Below are 16,175 nucleotides of genomic sequence, written 5' to 3'. Positions count from 1 at the left end.
GAGCGTCCAACTGGAGAGTAAATGGATGAGCAATGCGCCTGTAGATAAAGGCCGCCGTCGTTTTTTGACGGTCGCGACCGGAGTCGTTGGTGGTGCCGGAGCGGTGGGTGTCGCCGTTCCTTTTATCGCATCATGGAATCCGAGCGCGAGGGCAAAGAACGCCGGGGCACCGGTCGAAGTTAACATCGCGAAAGCAGAACCGGGTCAAATGATTCGTGTTAAATGGCGAGGCAAGCCCGTATGGGTCGTTCGTCGTTCAACAGAAATGCTTGATGGCCTAAAAACCCATGAAGACCGTCTTCGAGACCCTAATTCTGAAGAGCCACAACAACCTTCATATGCCGCTAACGAATATCGTTCAATTAAAAAAGAATTTTTCGTAGCTGTTGGTATCTGTACTCACTTAGGTTGTTCTCCGAGCTACTTACCCAAAGAAATGGAAGAGCACGTAGAAGGTGTTGAGTCAGGATTCTTCTGTCCGTGTCACGGTTCGACCTATGATATCGCTGGACGTGTTTTCCAGGGTGTTCCGGCACCATTAAACTTGGTTGTGCCGCCACATTATTACGTTGACGACAACACGATCTTGGTCGGCGAAGATAAGGGGCAAGCATAATGGCTAATAAATTCGTTGAGTGGATCGATGCACGTATTCCAATGACTAAAACTTGGAATATCCACCTTGCACAGTATCCTGCTCCGAAAAACTTCAACTTCTGGTACCTATTTGGCGTCTTGGCGATGCTCGTATTGGTCAACCAAATACTCACCGGTGTTTGGTTAACCATGAACTATGTGCCAAGCTCAGAGGGTGCATTTGCGTCCGTTGAGTACATCATGCGTGACATCGATTACGGCTGGTTACTCCGATACATGCATTCAACCGGGGCATCCGCGTTTTTCATCGTTGTGTATCTGCATATGTTCCGCGGTATGCTTTATGGTTCGTACCAAAAGCCGCGTGAATTATTGTGGTTATTTGGCATGTTTATCTTCTTGGTACTCATGGCCGAAGCATTTATGGGCTATTTGTTACCTTGGGGGCAAATGTCATACTGGGGTGCGCAGGTAATTATCTCACTGTTTGGTGCGATTCCGGTGATTGGTGATGACTTGACGCTATGGATCCGTGGTGATTACGTGATTTCTGGCGCAACCTTGAACCGCTTCTTTGCGCTTCACGTGATTGCCTTGCCGCTAGTGCTGGTGATTCTTGTATTCTTGCATATCATCGCATTGCACGAAGTGGGCTCTAACAACCCCGATGGTGTGCCGATTAAGAAGCCCAAAGGCTCCGTTCCGGATGAAGAAAAACCGAAATTCAAGTTTCACGAGCGTTTCACTAAGAAATACGACATTGTGGATGCGATTCCGTTCTACCCGTACTACATCGTAAAAGATTTGGTCGGTATCGGTATTTTCTTATTCCTGTTCTGTTATGTGATCTTCTTTATGCCAGAGATGGGCGGTTTCTTCCTTGAGCCACCGAACTTTGAGCCGGCAAACCCATTGAAGACACCAGAACATATTGCGCCTGTTTGGTACTTCACACCGTTCTACGCAATTTTGCGTGCGGTCCCTGATAAATTATTTGGCGTAATCTTAATGTTTGCATCGATTGTGCTACTGGCTCTATTGCCATGGTTAGACCGCGGTCGCGTACGTTCTATTCGCTATCGCTCTATCTTGCACAAGTTGAACTTGGCAGTTTTCTCAGTCAGTTTCTTGGTCTTAGGTTACTTAGGAACTCAGCCAGCAACGCCAACTTCAACTATGTTTGCGCAGATATTTACGTTCTTATACTTCGCTTTCTTCGTCTTACTGTTTTTCTATAGTAAGCGTGAGAAGACCAAGCCGGTACCAGAAAGGGTGACGTCATAATGAAAAAATTACTAATCGCTCTTGTTACATTTATCCCGTCGCTCGTATTTGCGGCGGGACCGACTGTGCCGCTTGATGAAGCAAAGGTCGATTTGCACGACAAAGCGTCTTTACAACGTGGTGCACAGTTGTTCATGAACTACTGTTTGGGTTGTCACTCGCTTCAATATGCGCGTTACAACCGCATGTTCGAAGACCTGGGTATTCCTGAGGAAGTCGGTCAGAAGAACTTGCAATTCACGGGTGAAAAAGAGGGTGACCTAATTACCAACAATATGTCTGAAGAAAAAGCGGGCGCATGGTTTGGTAATCCACCACCTGACTTGACCAACGTAGCGCGTGTGCGCGGTCCTGACTGGATTTACACGTACTTACGTTCTTTCTATCGCGATGATAGTCGTCCGTTTGGCGTGAACAACTCGGTTTTCCCTAACGTTGGGATGCCGCACGTTTTACAAGAGTTACAAGGCTTACCAGAAAAAACCTATGAAGAACGCCGTATCGATGGTGAGATGAAAAAGGTTTATGTCGGTTTGAAAACCGATGGTAAAGGCCGTTTGACTGAGAGTGAATATGACCAGGCAATGCTCGACCTTACGTCGTTCTTGGTCTATATGGGTGAACCAATGAAACTTGAACAACGCCGTATGGGCTGGTTCGTTTTTGGTTTCTTGTTGGTGTTCACCATTTTAGCTTGGTTGCTGAAGAAAGAGTTCTGGAAAGATCTTAAGTAAGCGGAGCTCGAGCTCAGTAAAAAAGGGTGGCTTGCCACCCTTTTGCTGTTGAAATTATCTGGAGAAATACATGGCGGTTGCAGCAAATAAACGTTCAGTAATGACGTTATATTCCAGCAAGAACGATCTTAAGAGCCACCAAGTTCGCTTGGTATTAGCGGAGAAAGGTGTTGGCGTAGAAATCAGTTTTGTCAGCGGTGATGATCGCCCTGAAGACTTGATGCAGCTTAACCCTTATCCTGATGCGACACCCACTCTCGTGGACCGTGAGCTTGTTCTTTATAATGCTCACATTATTATGGAATATCTCGATGAGCGTTTTCCGCATCCACCATTGATGCCCGTTTATCCGGTCGCAAGAGGCACAAGCCGCTTGATGATGCATAGAATTGAACGCGATTGGTACGCCTTGGCAGACAAGATTATGGCCGGTGATAACCAAGCGCGCCAAGAGTTACGCGAGGGGCTTTTATCGTTAGCACCTATTTTTGCTGACACGCCTTATTTTATGAGCGAAGAGTTCAGTTTAGTCGACTGCTACTTAGCGCCGTTATTGTGGCGTTTACCAAGCTATGGTATCGAACTAACCGGACAAGGTGCGAAAGATGTAAAAGCTTACATGGGTCGTGTGTTTGAGCGCAAGACGTTTCAAGAGTCACTGACTGATGTAGAGCGCGAAATAGCGCGTTTATAATTCTTTTAACCTTCAATTGGAGTGGTTATGGAATTAAGTGATATGACACCCAAGCGTCCTTACTTGATGCGGGCGCTTTATGACTGGATCGTCGATAATCAATTGACACCGCATTTGGTCGTTGACGCCACTATTGTGGGCACAAAGGTACCTCAGCAATTTGTTCAAGATGGACAAATTGTTCTTAATATTTCACCGACAGCGGTTGTGGGCCTTCAGTTAATGGATACTGAGGTTCGCTTTAATGCTCGTTTTGGCGGTCAACCGATGGAGGTCATCGTACCGATGACTGCTGCGCTCGCGATTTATGCTCGGGAAAACGGCGCAGGTGCAATGTTTGAAGCTGAACCGCAACTTGATGCGATGCCAGAATCCGAGGAGTCGAATGACGAGCCGCAAACGTCTTTTGATACGGTAGAAGGCTCACAGTCTGGGAAAGGTGCAAGTAAAAGCACCAATAAGAAGAAACCAAACCTTAAAGTGATCAAGTAGTGATAAGAGTGAGTAGAGCGCTTATCGCGCTCTACTAAATGCTTTTACGACTTTTTGTACACCGTCAATATTTCGCGCAATGTCGACGGCTCTATCAGCCGCTGAATCGTCGACAATACCGAGTAGAAAAACTTCACCATTTTCAGTTACGACCTGAATGTCAGTAGCATCCACCTGGTCATCAGCAATGAGCTTCATGCGCACACGGCTCGATATCCAAGTGTCGCTTGCTTGGGTTGCAATTCCGGCTTTGCTCGCTAAGCGAATCTGGTTAAATATGCGCTCTACGCCATTGGTATCCGCAATCACCTCGGCAGCGCGCTCGCGTTGCGTCTCGGTATCGACCTGTCCGACCAACAACACTTGCTTCCCATAGCTGATGGCTCGAATGCGATAGTTCTCGAGTTGCTTGTCATTACCGAGTTTTGCATTGGTTTTCATTTCGATCGCTTGATCGTCTAATTGAGTGCCTAGCGTGCGAGGATCAGTCGCCGATGATACCCCGACTACCGCCGCACCCACTGCGACCACCGCGCATCCTTGCAATACCGAAATACTCAGACCGGCAACTAATAACAGGCGAACAGCGTGTTTGTGAGGAATCATATTAATCGTGCTCCTGAGGAAAAATTGTATTTTCGACCAACTCGCTAATACATTGGCTAATCAATAACTGCTGTTCCAGTACCCGAGATTCATTCAGTGATGGAATCTGAAGCTCCAAATCACTTGCGCCTAATAGGCCGGAGACCATGTCATTTTGCTGACCTGTAATAGCAATCATGATCATGTTACGACTAAGCGCTGTTTCCATCGTTTCAATTAGCGCAGAGTCGTCGCTCTCGCGTGTAGCGAAGACCAGCAGCAAGTCGCCCGCTTGAGCTAAGGAAGCCACTTGTGCTTGCGCATAGTGGTTAAGTGCAACCACCGGGAAGGCCGGGCGCTCGATTTTATAACCGATGTTCATTACTCGTGCAAAATGTTCAGCTAACATGTGGCTCGCGCCACTGCCGCACACAAATAAGCGCTGTCCCGCCAGTAGGCTATTGACCAGTAAGTCGACGCAGTCTTCAATATGCTCAGATAAACTCTCAATGGCAGAAATTTGTGTTTGTATACTCTCGGTAAACAGCGCCTTGATGCGTTCTTCGTTCATTCTAAAAAGCGTCCTTATACCATTCAACCGTAACTTGGCTATCATTTATCGTAATAATATCAAAGCGCATCTTGGCAAGGTACTCATTTACTGTTTGCTCAACTAAAAAGTATTGAGCTGCTCGCCGAATACGTTGACATTGGCGTGTCGTTATTTGTTCCAGTATCGATGCAAAATCGCTATTTTGGCGGCGTTTGACTTCGACAAATACCCACGTATCGCTATCACGACAAATAATATCGATCTCACCACAGGGGACTCGAAAATTATGTTGCACGATGACGAGTCCCTGTTGTCGCAAGTATCGGCTTGCTTGAGACTCGCCTTCTAATCCACGTTTTCTTGTTGACATTAGGGCTTAATGAGCTTGACCTCTGATGGCGTTAATTTAGCCCAAGTCATCTGACGGTGAATATTATTTAAGTGTATGGAAAGTCTACCGGTCATACCTGAAACGGACTTCCCACGCATCCACTGCAACGAGTCAATTTGCTCTAATACCAACATACTGTCGTGGCCCATAGCGACTAAACGAGCATCATTGAGGTCGGCGTTGCGGTGAAGTTGTAACCAGGTGTTGATAGGGAATGGGCGTTGATTCGGTACAAGGATAGGTGCCTCAGTAAAGACGATACCTCGTAAGTCATTGTCACCTTGTTGATTGGCAACACGATGGATTGCTGAATTCGCGAAAACATCGGCGGGAGGGGCAAAGGGCGACAAATTCACGTCAATAAACGGCTTTAACAGACGTGCTTGCTCAAGGTTGCCTGCAATGTAAATTGCATCCACGTCACCGCGGCTGCGCTCTTGCGCATCAACGATAATTTTACCGGCTGCTATCTTCACACCACGGATACGGTCGGCACTCGCAGCAACGCCAAGCGCATGTTCGACTGCCGATTGCATTTCCTCGGTACTTGTATACCAGCTTGGTTCAACTTCACGCTGATCAGCCGACCAGCTTTGTGTAAAGGCATTGACCATCTTGGTGCCGGCGCTACTCTTGGCAGCAAAGACAATGCTGTTTAGCTCTTTGGTATTAGCAATGTATTGTGCTGCTTGTGCCGCTTCAGTCTCGCTGTCGAGTGCGAAGGTGACATGACCACTGGGTAAAATCGTATTGTCGGGAAGTTCGGGTTGATTAAGGTAGACTTGCGTGACACCGACCATCGGTTGTTGTATCCACGCATTGACATTTTTTTTGAGTAACGGACCCACAATTGCCTGAGGGAGTTCCGATAATAAACGGTTTTGAATCGCAGTTAAGTCTTGCGCTTCGGTATCATAAAAGCGTATGTGTATATCATTAAGCTTTGCGGCGGAAGCAATGATTCCATCACGCACTGCTTCGCCCTGAAGCCGATAATTACCCGATAAAGGAAGCAATACAGCAATTTCTTTAACGTTTCTAAACTCATTATTGGCCAAAAAGTCACTCACAAATACATGCGCATAGTGCTGACTGTAGGCATTAAGCCACTGTTCAAGTGAACGCTTAAAATCAGCAGCAGACGTTGCGCCATGAGTGCCTTCAATTAAACGCCACCACCCAGCCAAACTGGTGCGTGTTGGACGCTGTGCTGGCAGTTGCTCTGACGGTACCTGGCGAGCCACCGACCACAATGATTGGATATTCATATCACGGTCGGTTTGATATGCCTCATCTAAATAACTGAGCGCTTGCCAAAACTGCTGTAGCTGCTGGTGAGCGTCCGCGATTAATAATAATGCAGTCCGCTTTAGCTGACGATCGGTAAACTGATTAAGCGTCGGTTTGAGTTGCTCTATGACAGATTGCCATTCACCGTTATGATGATACCAACGTGCTAAAGCCAGTGCATACAAACGTTTATCAGACGGGCGCATGGTTTGGGTCTCTAACTGAGACAGCAAGGCCGCGCTGCGTTGATAATCGCCTTGATTTTGATAGGCAAATGACGCCTCGACAAGCATCATTTGTTGACTTGCTGCATTTGTTTGTTGCCGAGCTCGCTCGAGCCATTGTTCAGCGGTTAATGAGTCACTTTTATTTGCCGGGGTGATGACGGCTTGATCAGTCGATGAGCTGGGTGTTTGAGACGCACGTTTTGGTGTCTGCGCACAACTCGCGAGCAAAGCAGTCAACAACGCAATAGTGATAAGTCTGACAGCATTCGCCAGCACTCGCTCTCTTGATTGAAATAATTCGTTCACTCTCACCGCCCAGCAAAATTATCACGTGTTTAAAGTTAAATGATACTATAAGTCGCTACTTGAATTACAACACAACGGAATCACCATGTCACAGCAACCAAGTGAAAAGTCATCGCAAAGCTTAGGAACGCTATATATTGTGCCAACCCCAATCGGTAACTTGGCAGATATGACCGAGCGAGCGGTGACTATTTTACAGCAGGTTGACCTAATTGCTGCGGAAGACACACGCCATAGTAGACCTTTATTACAACAATACAATGTCAGTACGCAGGTGTTGTCAGTGCACGAACACAACGAGAGTAGTCGAGCGGGACAACTGATTGAAAAGCTGAAGCAAGGTTTAAATATTGCATTGATCAGTGACGCCGGCATGCCGCTCATCAGTGATCCCGGCTACCTGATTGTGCGCGAATGTCGCGCAGAACAGATACCCGTGGTTGCGTTACCAGGTGCCTGTGCGTTTGTAACAGCACTTGCCGGTTCTGGCCTCGCAACGGATAAATTTATGTTTGAGGGCTTCCTGCCTGCCAAATCTGCGGCGCGTAAAAAGGCGTTTGCAAACCTAGCCGATCAAACCCGTTCTGTTGTGTTTTATGAAAGCCCGCACCGGATTGAATCATGCCTTGAAGATCTCGCCGACATCTTGCCAACACGTGATGTGGTATTAGCCCGCGAGTTGTCAAAGCAATATGAAACCTATTTGAGCGGAACCGCGACTGAATTGCTTGCCCAGATGCATGAAGATAGCAACCAAAAGCGCGGTGAGATGGTATTGATGATCGGTGGCGTCGAGAAGGAAGCCGTGCAGGAAGATCAACCCAGCGCCGAGCAGCAACGCGCGGTTACCCTATTAATGCAGCACCTGCCACTGAAAAAAGCAGCCGCGGTGACAGCTGAACTTTATGGCGGCCGCAAAAATGCACTTTACCAATGGGCGATTGCTCAGTCAGACGACTAAAACATTTGTATAGCGTTGGCTAAATGCGTAGAATCGCCGCCTGAAGAAGCCTGCCAGACAATCGCTGCTTATCGTTTTCGGTAAGGGGAGGAAAGTCCGGGCTCCATAGGGCAGAGTGCCAGGTAACGCCTGGGCAGTGAAAGCTGACGACTAGTGCAACAGAGAGCAAACCGCCGATGGCCGCTTGCGGCTCAGGTAAGGGTGAAAGGGTGCGGTAAGAGCGCACCGCGCGTCTGGTAACAGCACGCGGCACGGTAAACTCCACTCGGAGCAAGGTCAAATAGGGGTTCGTTGGCGCGGCCCGCGTTGAACCCGGGTAGACTGCTTGAGAATACGGGCAACCGTATTACTAGATGAATGATTGTCCACGACAAAACCCGGCTTATCGGCGGGCTTCTTCACCTCCTTTCTTTATCGACCGTCCAGTTATAATCTCTAATTAATTTATAATTATCATTCAGTTAACTGATCCCGTTCTTATGCTTCTCAAGATAGCTGCATTTCCTACTAGCACTCAAGCGACCCTTCGATACTAGCAAAGCCTGTGTAAAAGCGTGTTTAGCCGCGTGATAAAACTTGACAGTGGGAATCTTATCTACCTAGACTGTAACATTGTGGGGATTTGTGGATAATTGTGGATCGCAACGATCAGGTGACATCATGTTTCGTGGTGCAACAACAATAAACTTGGACAGTAAAGGACGCTTGGCTATACCCGCCAAGTATCGTCATGCGCTGTCGATCGACTGTGACGGTAAGATGGTCTGCACCATTGATATCAAACAGCCGTGCCTGTTGTTGTATCCATTACCAGAATGGCAGGTCATCGAGAAAAAATTGACACAGTTATCCAGCATGAACCCCACCGAGCGACGCTTGCAGCGGCTTTTACTGGGCCACGCTGATGATTGTGACATGGATAAAAATGGTCGCTTACTTATTTCTTCGCCGCTGCGTTTGCATGCAGGGTTAGAGAAAAAACTGATGCTAGTTGGGCAACTGAATAAATTTGAAATTTGGTCAGAAGAGGCTTGGCAGCAACAGATTGCAGAGGATCTCAAGGTCGAGCAAGAAGGTGACTTTGAGTTAAATGAACGACTAGAAGATTTTTCACTTTAATGACTGAACAAAACGCACCGCATATTTCAGTTCTCCTCGAGGAGTCCATTCGCGCACTCGTGACGGACCCTGATGGGATCTACATAGACGCCACCTTCGGTCGTGGCGGTCACACGCGTGCGTTACTCAGCAAGTTATCCCCTAAAGGGCGTGTCATTGCCCTTGACCAAGACCCACAGGCAATAGCGTCAGCCCAGGCGCTGGCAGATGATGAGCGCTTCAGTATTATCCACACTCCCTTTAGCGATCTCGCGCACATCATTGAACAACAACAGCTTGCTCACCAAGTTACAGGTATTTTATTCGATCTTGGCGTCTCATCCCCACAACTTGATGATGCTGAGCGTGGCTTTAGTTTCATGCGCGACGGACCACTAGATATGCGTATGGATAGCAGTCGTGGCGAAACCGCCGCAGACTGGCTTAGTTACGCCGAAGAAGATGATATTACCTATGTATTGAAAACCTACGGCGAAGAGCGTTTTGCGCGCAAAATTGCGCGGGCGATTGTTCATGATCGGGAGCAAAAGCCGTTTACTCGAACTCGCCAGTTGGCTGAGTTGATTGGCCGTTTAGTACCATCTAAGGAAAAGCATAAGCATCCCGCGACACGCAGCTTTCAAGCGATTCGTATACATGTGAACCGTGAGTTGGAGCAAATCGAGGACGCACTAGAAGCTTCTTTGACTGCGTTAAAAGAGGACGGTCGCTTGGTCGTCATCAGTTTTCATAGTCTGGAAGATCGCATCGTGAAGCGCTTCATGCGTACCCATAGCCAACCCAAACAAGTTCCGCCGGGACTACCGATTACTGAGGCTGAACTGAATAAAGATCGTCGTTTAGCACTGGAAAGTAAAGCGATTAAACCCAGTGCGGCAGAACTTGAATTGAATCCACGCGCACGAAGTTCGGTGTTACGTATCGCACGGAGGCTAGCACATGGTTAAGACACGCTATCCTTCGTTGCCTATTATGCTGCTGCAAGATTTAATGCGGTTTAAGTGGGTCATCTTATTAGCGATCGCTGTGATTGGCTCGGCACTCACAGTGATATATACCGCTCACCAGAACCGGCTGTTGACCAGTGAGCGGGATGAATTACTTTCGACGCAAGATAAAATTGATCGCGAGTGGCGTCATTTAGTGCTCGAACAAACAGCACTCACAGAACATAGCCGAGTTGAACGAATCGCCCAAGAGCAACTGGGTATGATTGACGTCGATGCGAAACATGAGGTGCTAGTGCCATGGCAATAAAGCGCGCACCCAAAAAGAACCAACGTAACGTTAAGAAGCAGAATCCGGCGGGTGCTCGCTGGCGCTTCATTACAGCGTTGAGCGTGCTATTTTTCGTATTCAGTATCTTGGTTGCGCGTGCCGCCTATATTCAGGTGATCAACCCAGAACAGTACTCATTACAAGGTGATCTGCGTAGTCTGCGTTCCGATAGCTTAGGCGTGCAACGCGGCATGATCGTTGACCGCAATGGCCGCGAGCTCGCGGTGAGTGTTCCAGTAGAAACGGTTTGGGCCGATCCGAAGCGTATTGCAGAAAGCGGCGCGCTTGCTGATCAGCGCCGTTGGCAAGCGCTTGCGGAAACGTTTCGGATGAATCGAGATGAACTCGTCGCAAAAGTTGATAATCCTGAGCGTCGCTTTGTCTATCTGCAAAGAAAGGTATCGCCGAGCGAGGCTGATTATGTTCGGCAGCTCAGTATTCCGGGCGTTTATTTAAAAACAGAGTCACGGCGTTACTATCCCACTGGCGAAATTAGCGCGCACTTGGTGGGCATTACTAATATCGATGGACAAGGCCAGGAAGGTCTTGAGCTACTATACGACGATCACTTGACTGGTACGCCCGGTAAGCGAGTTTATCGCAAGGACGCGCAAGGGCGGGTTATTGAGGAAATTAGTCAAACAGATGCGCAGCCACCTAAACAATTAACACTTAGCATTGACCAGCGGATCCAAGCAACTGCCTATACCGAGCTGAAAAAAGCCGTGCGCTACAATCAGGCAACTTCGGGTTCTGCTGTGGTGGTCAATGTAAAAACAGGTGAACTGTTGGCAATGGTCAATAGCCCGTCCTACAACCCGAATAATCGTGCTGATTTGCAAAGTTTTAAAATGCGAAACCGTGCGATTACCGATGCCTATGAGCCTGGCTCGACAGTAAAGCCGCTCGTTGTCCTCAGTGCGCTGGAACATGGCACTCACAAGGTGGGTGATATTATCGATACAAACCCTGGTTGGTTGCGTATCGGCGGACGCCGTGTCAGCGATCATCGTAACTTGGGCAAAATTTCTTTAACAGAAGTGCTTGAACATTCTTCTAACGTAGGCGTGACAACAATGGCGCTGGAGTTAGGTGTCGATGAGTTATTAGAGACTTACTTTGATGCGGGCTTTGGTTCTGATACGGGCGTTTCGCTATTAGGAGAAAGCTACGGTTTACTGACAACAAGACGTCGCTGGTCTGATTTTGAATTGGCGACGCTATCCTATGGTTATGGACTTTCAGTCACTACACTGCAGCTGGCAAAGGCTTACACGATGATTGCCAACGGCGGGCGAGATATGCCTCTTACGGTCTTTCGCCGTGAGTCTAAACCAGAATCAGAACAGGTCTTTAACCCCGATAACACGCGAGCAGTCATGCACATGATGGAACGTGTGGTATCTGACGGTACGGCGACTGCAGCGCAAGTCCCAGGGTATCGTATAGCGGGTAAAACCGGTACCAGCAGAAAAGCGCGCGCAACTGGCGGATACGGAGATGAGTACGTTGCGTTATTTGCGGGTATTGCGCCTGCATCCAATCCAGAAATTGTCGTCGTCGTAACGATCAACGAACCCGGTACTGACGATTACTACGGGGGCACCGCAGCTGCACCCGTGTTTTCCAGTATTGTCTCACAAACAATGCGTTTACTTAACGTGCCGCCCGACGATATGACAGTTCAACCAATGAAAGCAGCAGGCTTTATGGGAGGTGCTGATGCAACTCCGTGATTTGCTACCACCGTTGCCGATTACGTTTCCTAATGTAGCGGTCAGCGGTATAAAATTGGATAGCCGACAAGTCGCCAACGGCGACTTATTTGTCGCTGTACCGGGCTATGTGACCGATGGACGCGATTATATCAACACCGCTATCGCAGCGGGTGCTCGAGCGATTCTGGCGGAAGGCTCGAGCTTAAGATACGAAGAAAACGGCGGCGCTGTCTGTGTGTTTATGCCTGGCGTAAAGGAGCAGCTATCTGAAATCGCAGGGCGCTTTTTCAATCACCCATCGCGTCACGCGATTTTGATTGGTGTTACGGGGACCAATGGGAAAACCTCGGTGACTCACCTAGCTGCGCAGTTGGCAGAAAAGTTAGGTTATACCGCAGCCGTCATTGGAACGACGGGCAGTGGACTTATTGGTCAACTGTTGCCGGAAAAGCACACCACCCCCGATGCTGTAACTGTGCAGCAACGCTTGTCGACCTTAGTCGCAGAGGGTGCTGACTTCATCGCCATGGAGGTATCATCGCATGCGCTGGTCCAACGTCGCGTTGAAGCATTGCGCTTTGATACTGCAGTCGCGACTAACATTAGCCGCGACCATCTCGATTATCACGGCAGCATGGCACATTATGTCGATGCTAAGCGGCGCCTATTTGAAGACTTTGAGCTCAATCACCGAGTGATAAATTTAGACGATCGGTATTTGAGAGATTGGCTCGAGGGTGCCTCCAATGGGCTGTCAATTTCATTACAAGGTCATTCTCGTGCGAATATTCAGGTGAGCAACCTTGCCTTTGCTGAGCACGGTACGACATTTACTTTGGCTTACGAGGGGCGCGAAGCACAATTCTCTACGCCGCTGCTAGGGCGGTTCAACGTATATAATGTTGTGAGCGCGGTGGCGATTATGCTGGCGCAGAAGCAATCGTTAACAGCCATCGCTCAACATTGTCGACACCTATCACCCGTGCCTGGCCGTATGGAAGCATTTCAGGCAGGCAGTTCAGCTTTGGTGGTCGTTGACTACGCTCACACTCCCGATGCCTTACAGCAAGTACTTCAAGCGCTACGATTGCACTGTAAAGGCAAGCTATGGTGCGTATTTGGTTGCGGCGGCGATCGCGATCGCGGTAAACGTCCGCAAATGGGCCAGGTGGCTGCGGAGTTTGCCGATCGTGTTGTGGTAACGGACGACAATCCACGCACCGAGGCACCACAACAAATTATTGCCGATATCATGGCCGGCATTGCCGACAAGCGCAAAGTGCATAGTATGGAGGGGCGTCGCCAAGCCGTACTGGATACCATTGAGCGTGCGGCCCCCGATGATGTCGTTTTGCTGGCAGGCAAAGGTCATGAAGACTATCAAGTGATTGGTCATGAGCGTATCGATTACAACGAACGGCAGATTGTGCAAGACTGGATAAGTGGGGTGAACGATGATTAGTGTGTCTTTGGCGTGGGTAGCGATGGCGGTCAATGGCGAGCTACGCGGCGCGAGTAACCCACAACAGGTTATCAATAAGGTCAGCACTGATACGCGCGACGCGCTCGATTCTACACTCTTCATTGCGCTTAAAGGCGAGCAATTTGATGCGCATGACTTTATCTCGCAAGCGCTCGCGCGGGGAGCTATTGCCGTTATCACGCAACAGCCTCTTGATGAGCAGACGCCGCATATCCTCGTCGAAGATACTCGTTATACGTTGGGTCTGCTTGGGGCGGCAGTAAAGGCTGAAGTCGCTCCTAAAACGATAGCTATCACCGGTAGTAACGGTAAAACTACAGTAAAAGAGATGCTCGCCGCTATCATTGGTCAGCGATATAACGTGCTGGCAACCGCGGGTAACTTTAATAACGATATTGGTGTACCGTTAACACTTTTACGTTTAGAAGCTCAGCATCAATATGCGGTGGTCGAGTTGGGTGCTAATCATGCCGGTGAAATCGCCTACACCACGTCATTAACCCGTCCTGACGTCGCTATTCTGAATAATGTCAGCGCGGCACATGTTGAGGGTTTCGGTTCGGTACATGGTGTTGCCAAAGCAAAAACTGAAATCTTTCAAGGCTTGCCAGAGGAAGGACTCGCTATAACTCCATACGAAAGTGAGTACTTACCATGCTGGCGAAACGTCCGTGCTGGTAAGCGGTTGCAAACCTTTGGTTTAAGTGAACAGGCCGATGTAAGAGCGAGTCAGATCGAACTGAATAGTTTGGGACAGCCCACATTTAAGTTGAGCATTAACGATCAGCATTGGACGGTTTCATTACAACTGAGCGGTTTACATAACGTCAAAAACGCACTGGCTGCCAGTGCCGCAGCATTAGAAGTGGGCATGTCTGCCGAGGAAATCGCTACCGGGCTTGCCAATGTAGCACCTGTCAAAGGTCGGTTGACCCCAATGCAACTCACCGAAAATGTGACTGTTATCGACGACACGTACAATGCCAGCGTTGCCTCAACAAAGGCAGCGCTCGATCTCCTGGGTAGTTATCAAGGCACCACTATCATGGTACTCGGTGATATGGCGGAGCTAGGGGCAGAAGCACGCGCTTATCACGAAGAAGTAGGCGACCACGCGATACAAGCAGGCATCAGCAAATTCTTTACGCTTGGTGTGTTGAGTCAAAGTGCTAGCGAGGTCTTCAATGGTCGTGGGGGCAAGCATTTTTCATCGTTCGCGACACTTGTGGATGAAATTTTACAAACCATTACGCAACGATCCGTGAGTGAACACGTCACAGTGTTGGTCAAAGGCTCACGCTCTTCACACATGGAGCGTGTTGTTAACGCGTTACAAGAACACTATGAAAGCGCTCGTTTACAAGGAGATCAGCACGCATGCTAGTTTGGTTGGCTGAGTATCTTACTCAGTTCGAAAGTGGTTTTAATGTTTTTTCTTATCTCACACTAAGAGCGATTCTAAGTGTGTTGAGTGCGCTTATGTTGTCGGTCTGGTTGGGACCTTGGTTGATTCGTAGGCTCCAGCGACTGCAAATTGGTCAAACAGTGCGCGATGACGGACCTGAGAGTCATCTCAGTAAATCCGGTACGCCTACGATGGGTGGGGTACTCATTCTAGCGGCGATCATGGCATCGTCACTGCTATGGGCCAATCTCGAAAACAAATACGTGATTGTCACACTTTTTGTCGTGGTTGGTTTTGGTGTCGTTGGTTTTGTTGATGATTACCGAAAGGTCGTTCGAAAGGATCCGAAAGGTCTGATTGCCAAGTGGAAATACTTTTGGCAGTCCATTATCGCCAGTTGCGCAATCGGATTTCTTTATTGGAGTAGCCAGATTCCTGCGGAAACGGCTTTACTCGTGCCGTTTTTTAAAGAAGTGATGCCGCAACTCGGTCTGTTGTACTTATTTTTAGGGTATTTTGTCATCGTCGGCACCAGCAACGCCGTCAACCTAACCGATGGTTTGGACGGGTTAGCGATTATGCCAACCGTGATGGTAGCCGGGGCGCTAGGCATTTTTGCTTATGTGTCGGGTAACGTCAATTTCGCGGAGTATCTGCAGATCCCTTATCTGCCTTTATCCGGTGAATTGTTAGTCGTATGTGCAGCTATCGTCGGTGCCGGACTCGGCTTCCTATGGTTTAACACCTACCCAGCGATGGTGTTCATGGGTGACGTGGGATCATTAGCACTCGGCGCAACGCTGGGTGTGATTGCTATTTTAGTCAGACAAGAGCTCGTGCTTTTCATCATGGGAGGCGTATTCGTCATGGAAACGCTCTCGGTGATGCTACAAGTCGGTTCTTACAAGTTGCGCGGTAAACGCGTATTTCGTATGGCACCTATTCACCACCACTACGAATTAAAAGGCTGGCCAGAACCGCGCGTAATCGTACGTTTCTGGATTTTGTCATTGATGTTTGTACTTATTGGTCTCGCAACCTTGAAGCTGAGGTAACTC

The 16,175-nt window shown here is 48.6% G+C and carries 17 protein-coding genes and 1 other RNA gene; 14 read left to right on the top strand and 4 right to left on the bottom strand.

Going from position 1 to position 16,175, the window contains the following annotated elements:
- Positions 1-25: 25 nt before the first annotated feature.
- From petA to AC3AP5_RS10150, 5 genes are all read left to right on the top strand, one after another.
- Positions 26-616 carry a ubiquinol-cytochrome c reductase iron-sulfur subunit gene (gene petA / locus AC3AP5_RS10170; protein ID WP_006956791.1) on the top strand — a complete coding sequence of 197 codons (591 nt, stop codon included), beginning with the start codon at positions 26-28 and terminating at the stop codon, positions 614-616.
- Positions 616-1,881: a cytochrome b gene (locus AC3AP5_RS10165; protein ID WP_006956790.1), complete on the top strand. Its 1,266-nt coding sequence runs from the start codon at positions 616-618 to the stop codon at positions 1,879-1,881. The genes petA and AC3AP5_RS10165 overlap by 1 nt, the downstream gene beginning before the upstream one ends.
- Complete coding sequence (locus tag AC3AP5_RS10160) at positions 1,881-2,615, top strand: cytochrome c1 (RefSeq protein ID WP_287830230.1); 735 nt, start codon at positions 1,881-1,883, stop codon at positions 2,613-2,615. The genes AC3AP5_RS10165 and AC3AP5_RS10160 overlap by 1 nt, the downstream gene beginning before the upstream one ends.
- A 70-nt stretch (positions 2,616-2,685) precedes the next feature.
- The gene (sspA, locus tag AC3AP5_RS10155; RefSeq protein ID WP_006956788.1) at positions 2,686-3,309 is read left to right on the top strand and encodes a stringent starvation protein SspA; all 624 of its coding nucleotides are present in this window, start codon (positions 2,686-2,688) and stop codon (positions 3,307-3,309) included.
- Between the two features lie 42 nt (positions 3,310-3,351).
- Entirely contained in the window at positions 3,352-3,801 is a 450-nt protein-coding gene (locus AC3AP5_RS10150) for a ClpXP protease specificity-enhancing factor (protein ID WP_287830236.1), read from the top strand.
- Between the two features lie 21 nt (positions 3,802-3,822).
- On the opposite strand, the gene dolP is transcribed toward AC3AP5_RS10150, so the two are convergent.
- Genes dolP through AC3AP5_RS10130 form a run of 4 tightly spaced genes read right to left on the bottom strand, consistent with a single transcriptional unit; the run spans position 3,823 to position 7,153 of the window.
- Positions 3,823-4,407, bottom strand: coding sequence for a division/outer membrane stress-associated lipid-binding lipoprotein (gene dolP / locus AC3AP5_RS10145; RefSeq protein ID WP_487326656.1), 585 nt, complete (start codon positions 4,405-4,407; stop codon positions 3,823-3,825).
- Between the two features lies 1 nt (position 4,408).
- Entirely contained in the window at positions 4,409-4,957 is a 549-nt protein-coding gene (locus AC3AP5_RS10140) for an SIS domain-containing protein (RefSeq protein WP_006956785.1), read from the bottom strand.
- A gap of 1 nt (position 4,958) precedes the next feature.
- Positions 4,959-5,309, bottom strand: coding sequence for a YraN family protein (locus AC3AP5_RS10135; protein ID WP_006956784.1), 351 nt, complete (start codon positions 5,307-5,309; stop codon positions 4,959-4,961).
- Positions 5,309-7,153, bottom strand: coding sequence for a penicillin-binding protein activator (locus tag AC3AP5_RS10130; RefSeq protein WP_487326655.1), 1,845 nt, complete (start codon positions 7,151-7,153; stop codon positions 5,309-5,311). The genes AC3AP5_RS10135 and AC3AP5_RS10130 overlap by 1 nt, the downstream gene beginning before the upstream one ends.
- A gap of 85 nt (positions 7,154-7,238) precedes the next feature.
- On the opposite strand from AC3AP5_RS10130, the gene rsmI reads away from it, so the two are divergent.
- From rsmI to mraY, 9 genes are all read left to right on the top strand, one after another.
- Positions 7,239-8,114 carry a 16S rRNA (cytidine(1402)-2'-O)-methyltransferase gene (gene rsmI / locus AC3AP5_RS10125; protein WP_286681503.1) on the top strand — a complete coding sequence of 292 codons (876 nt, stop codon included), beginning with the start codon at positions 7,239-7,241 and terminating at the stop codon, positions 8,112-8,114.
- A 45-nt stretch (positions 8,115-8,159) separates the two neighbouring features.
- An RNA gene (rnpB, locus tag AC3AP5_RS10120) (RNase P RNA component class A) lies at positions 8,160-8,515 on the top strand.
- A gap of 259 nt (positions 8,516-8,774) precedes the next feature.
- Entirely contained in the window at positions 8,775-9,233 is a 459-nt protein-coding gene (gene mraZ, locus AC3AP5_RS10115) for a division/cell wall cluster transcriptional repressor MraZ (RefSeq protein WP_071463071.1), read from the top strand.
- A complete protein-coding gene (gene rsmH / locus AC3AP5_RS10110; protein WP_006956778.1) occupies positions 9,233-10,180 on the top strand; it encodes a 16S rRNA (cytosine(1402)-N(4))-methyltransferase RsmH in 948 nt (315 codons plus the stop codon). Before mraZ ends, rsmH begins: the two co-directional genes overlap by 1 nt.
- Positions 10,173-10,490 (top strand): cell division protein FtsL, encoded by a 318-nt coding sequence (gene ftsL / locus AC3AP5_RS10105; RefSeq protein ID WP_006956777.1) that lies wholly within the window; start codon positions 10,173-10,175, stop codon positions 10,488-10,490. Before rsmH ends, ftsL begins: the two co-directional genes overlap by 8 nt.
- A complete protein-coding gene (locus AC3AP5_RS10100; protein WP_272977426.1) occupies positions 10,481-12,247 on the top strand; it encodes a peptidoglycan D,D-transpeptidase FtsI family protein in 1,767 nt (588 codons plus the stop codon). Before ftsL ends, AC3AP5_RS10100 begins: the two co-directional genes overlap by 10 nt.
- Positions 12,234-13,691: a UDP-N-acetylmuramoyl-L-alanyl-D-glutamate--2,6-diaminopimelate ligase gene (murE, locus tag AC3AP5_RS10095; protein WP_487326654.1), complete on the top strand. Its 1,458-nt coding sequence runs from the start codon at positions 12,234-12,236 to the stop codon at positions 13,689-13,691. Before AC3AP5_RS10100 ends, murE begins: the two co-directional genes overlap by 14 nt.
- Entirely contained in the window at positions 13,684-15,096 is a 1,413-nt protein-coding gene (locus AC3AP5_RS10090) for a UDP-N-acetylmuramoyl-tripeptide--D-alanyl-D-alanine ligase (RefSeq protein ID WP_487326653.1), read from the top strand. The genes murE and AC3AP5_RS10090 overlap by 8 nt, the downstream gene beginning before the upstream one ends.
- Entirely contained in the window at positions 15,090-16,172 is a 1,083-nt protein-coding gene (mraY, locus tag AC3AP5_RS10085; RefSeq protein ID WP_287831041.1) for a phospho-N-acetylmuramoyl-pentapeptide-transferase, read from the top strand. Before AC3AP5_RS10090 ends, mraY begins: the two co-directional genes overlap by 7 nt.
- Positions 16,173-16,175: the final 3 nt, after the last annotated feature.

This window comes from Idiomarina sp. D18, assembly GCF_057748155.1.
This window is presented reverse-complemented; position numbering and strand designations above follow the sequence as displayed.

Excerpts from the sequence above, each read along its gene's own strand:
- dolP (WP_487326656.1), bottom strand. The coding sequence starts at position 4,407 with ATGATTCCTCACAAACACGCTGTTCGCCTGTTATTAGTTGCCGGTCTG.
- AC3AP5_RS10135 (WP_006956784.1), bottom strand. The coding sequence starts at position 5,309 with ATGTCAACAAGAAAACGTGGATTAGAAGGCGAGTCTCAAGCAAGCCGA.
- mraY (WP_287831041.1), top strand. The coding sequence starts at position 15,090 with ATGCTAGTTTGGTTGGCTGAGTATCTTACTCAGTTCGAAAGTGGTTTT.
- AC3AP5_RS10150 (WP_287830236.1), top strand. The coding sequence starts at position 3,352 with ATGACACCCAAGCGTCCTTACTTGATGCGGGCGCTTTATGACTGGATC.
- sspA (WP_006956788.1), top strand. The coding sequence starts at position 2,686 with ATGGCGGTTGCAGCAAATAAACGTTCAGTAATGACGTTATATTCCAGC.
- AC3AP5_RS10090 (WP_487326653.1), top strand. The coding sequence starts at position 13,684 with ATGATTAGTGTGTCTTTGGCGTGGGTAGCGATGGCGGTCAATGGCGAG.
- rsmI (WP_286681503.1), top strand. The coding sequence starts at position 7,239 with ATGTCACAGCAACCAAGTGAAAAGTCATCGCAAAGCTTAGGAACGCTA.
- mraZ (WP_071463071.1), top strand. The coding sequence starts at position 8,775 with ATGTTTCGTGGTGCAACAACAATAAACTTGGACAGTAAAGGACGCTTG.
- AC3AP5_RS10100 (WP_272977426.1), top strand. The coding sequence starts at position 10,481 with ATGGCAATAAAGCGCGCACCCAAAAAGAACCAACGTAACGTTAAGAAG.
- petA (WP_006956791.1), top strand. The coding sequence starts at position 26 with ATGAGCAATGCGCCTGTAGATAAAGGCCGCCGTCGTTTTTTGACGGTC.
- rsmH (WP_006956778.1), top strand. The coding sequence starts at position 9,233 with ATGACTGAACAAAACGCACCGCATATTTCAGTTCTCCTCGAGGAGTCC.
- AC3AP5_RS10140 (WP_006956785.1), bottom strand. The coding sequence starts at position 4,957 with ATGAACGAAGAACGCATCAAGGCGCTGTTTACCGAGAGTATACAAACA.
- ftsL (WP_006956777.1), top strand. The coding sequence starts at position 10,173 with ATGGTTAAGACACGCTATCCTTCGTTGCCTATTATGCTGCTGCAAGAT.
- AC3AP5_RS10160 (WP_287830230.1), top strand. The coding sequence starts at position 1,881 with ATGAAAAAATTACTAATCGCTCTTGTTACATTTATCCCGTCGCTCGTA.
- AC3AP5_RS10165 (WP_006956790.1), top strand. The coding sequence starts at position 616 with ATGGCTAATAAATTCGTTGAGTGGATCGATGCACGTATTCCAATGACT.
- murE (WP_487326654.1), top strand. The coding sequence starts at position 12,234 with ATGCAACTCCGTGATTTGCTACCACCGTTGCCGATTACGTTTCCTAAT.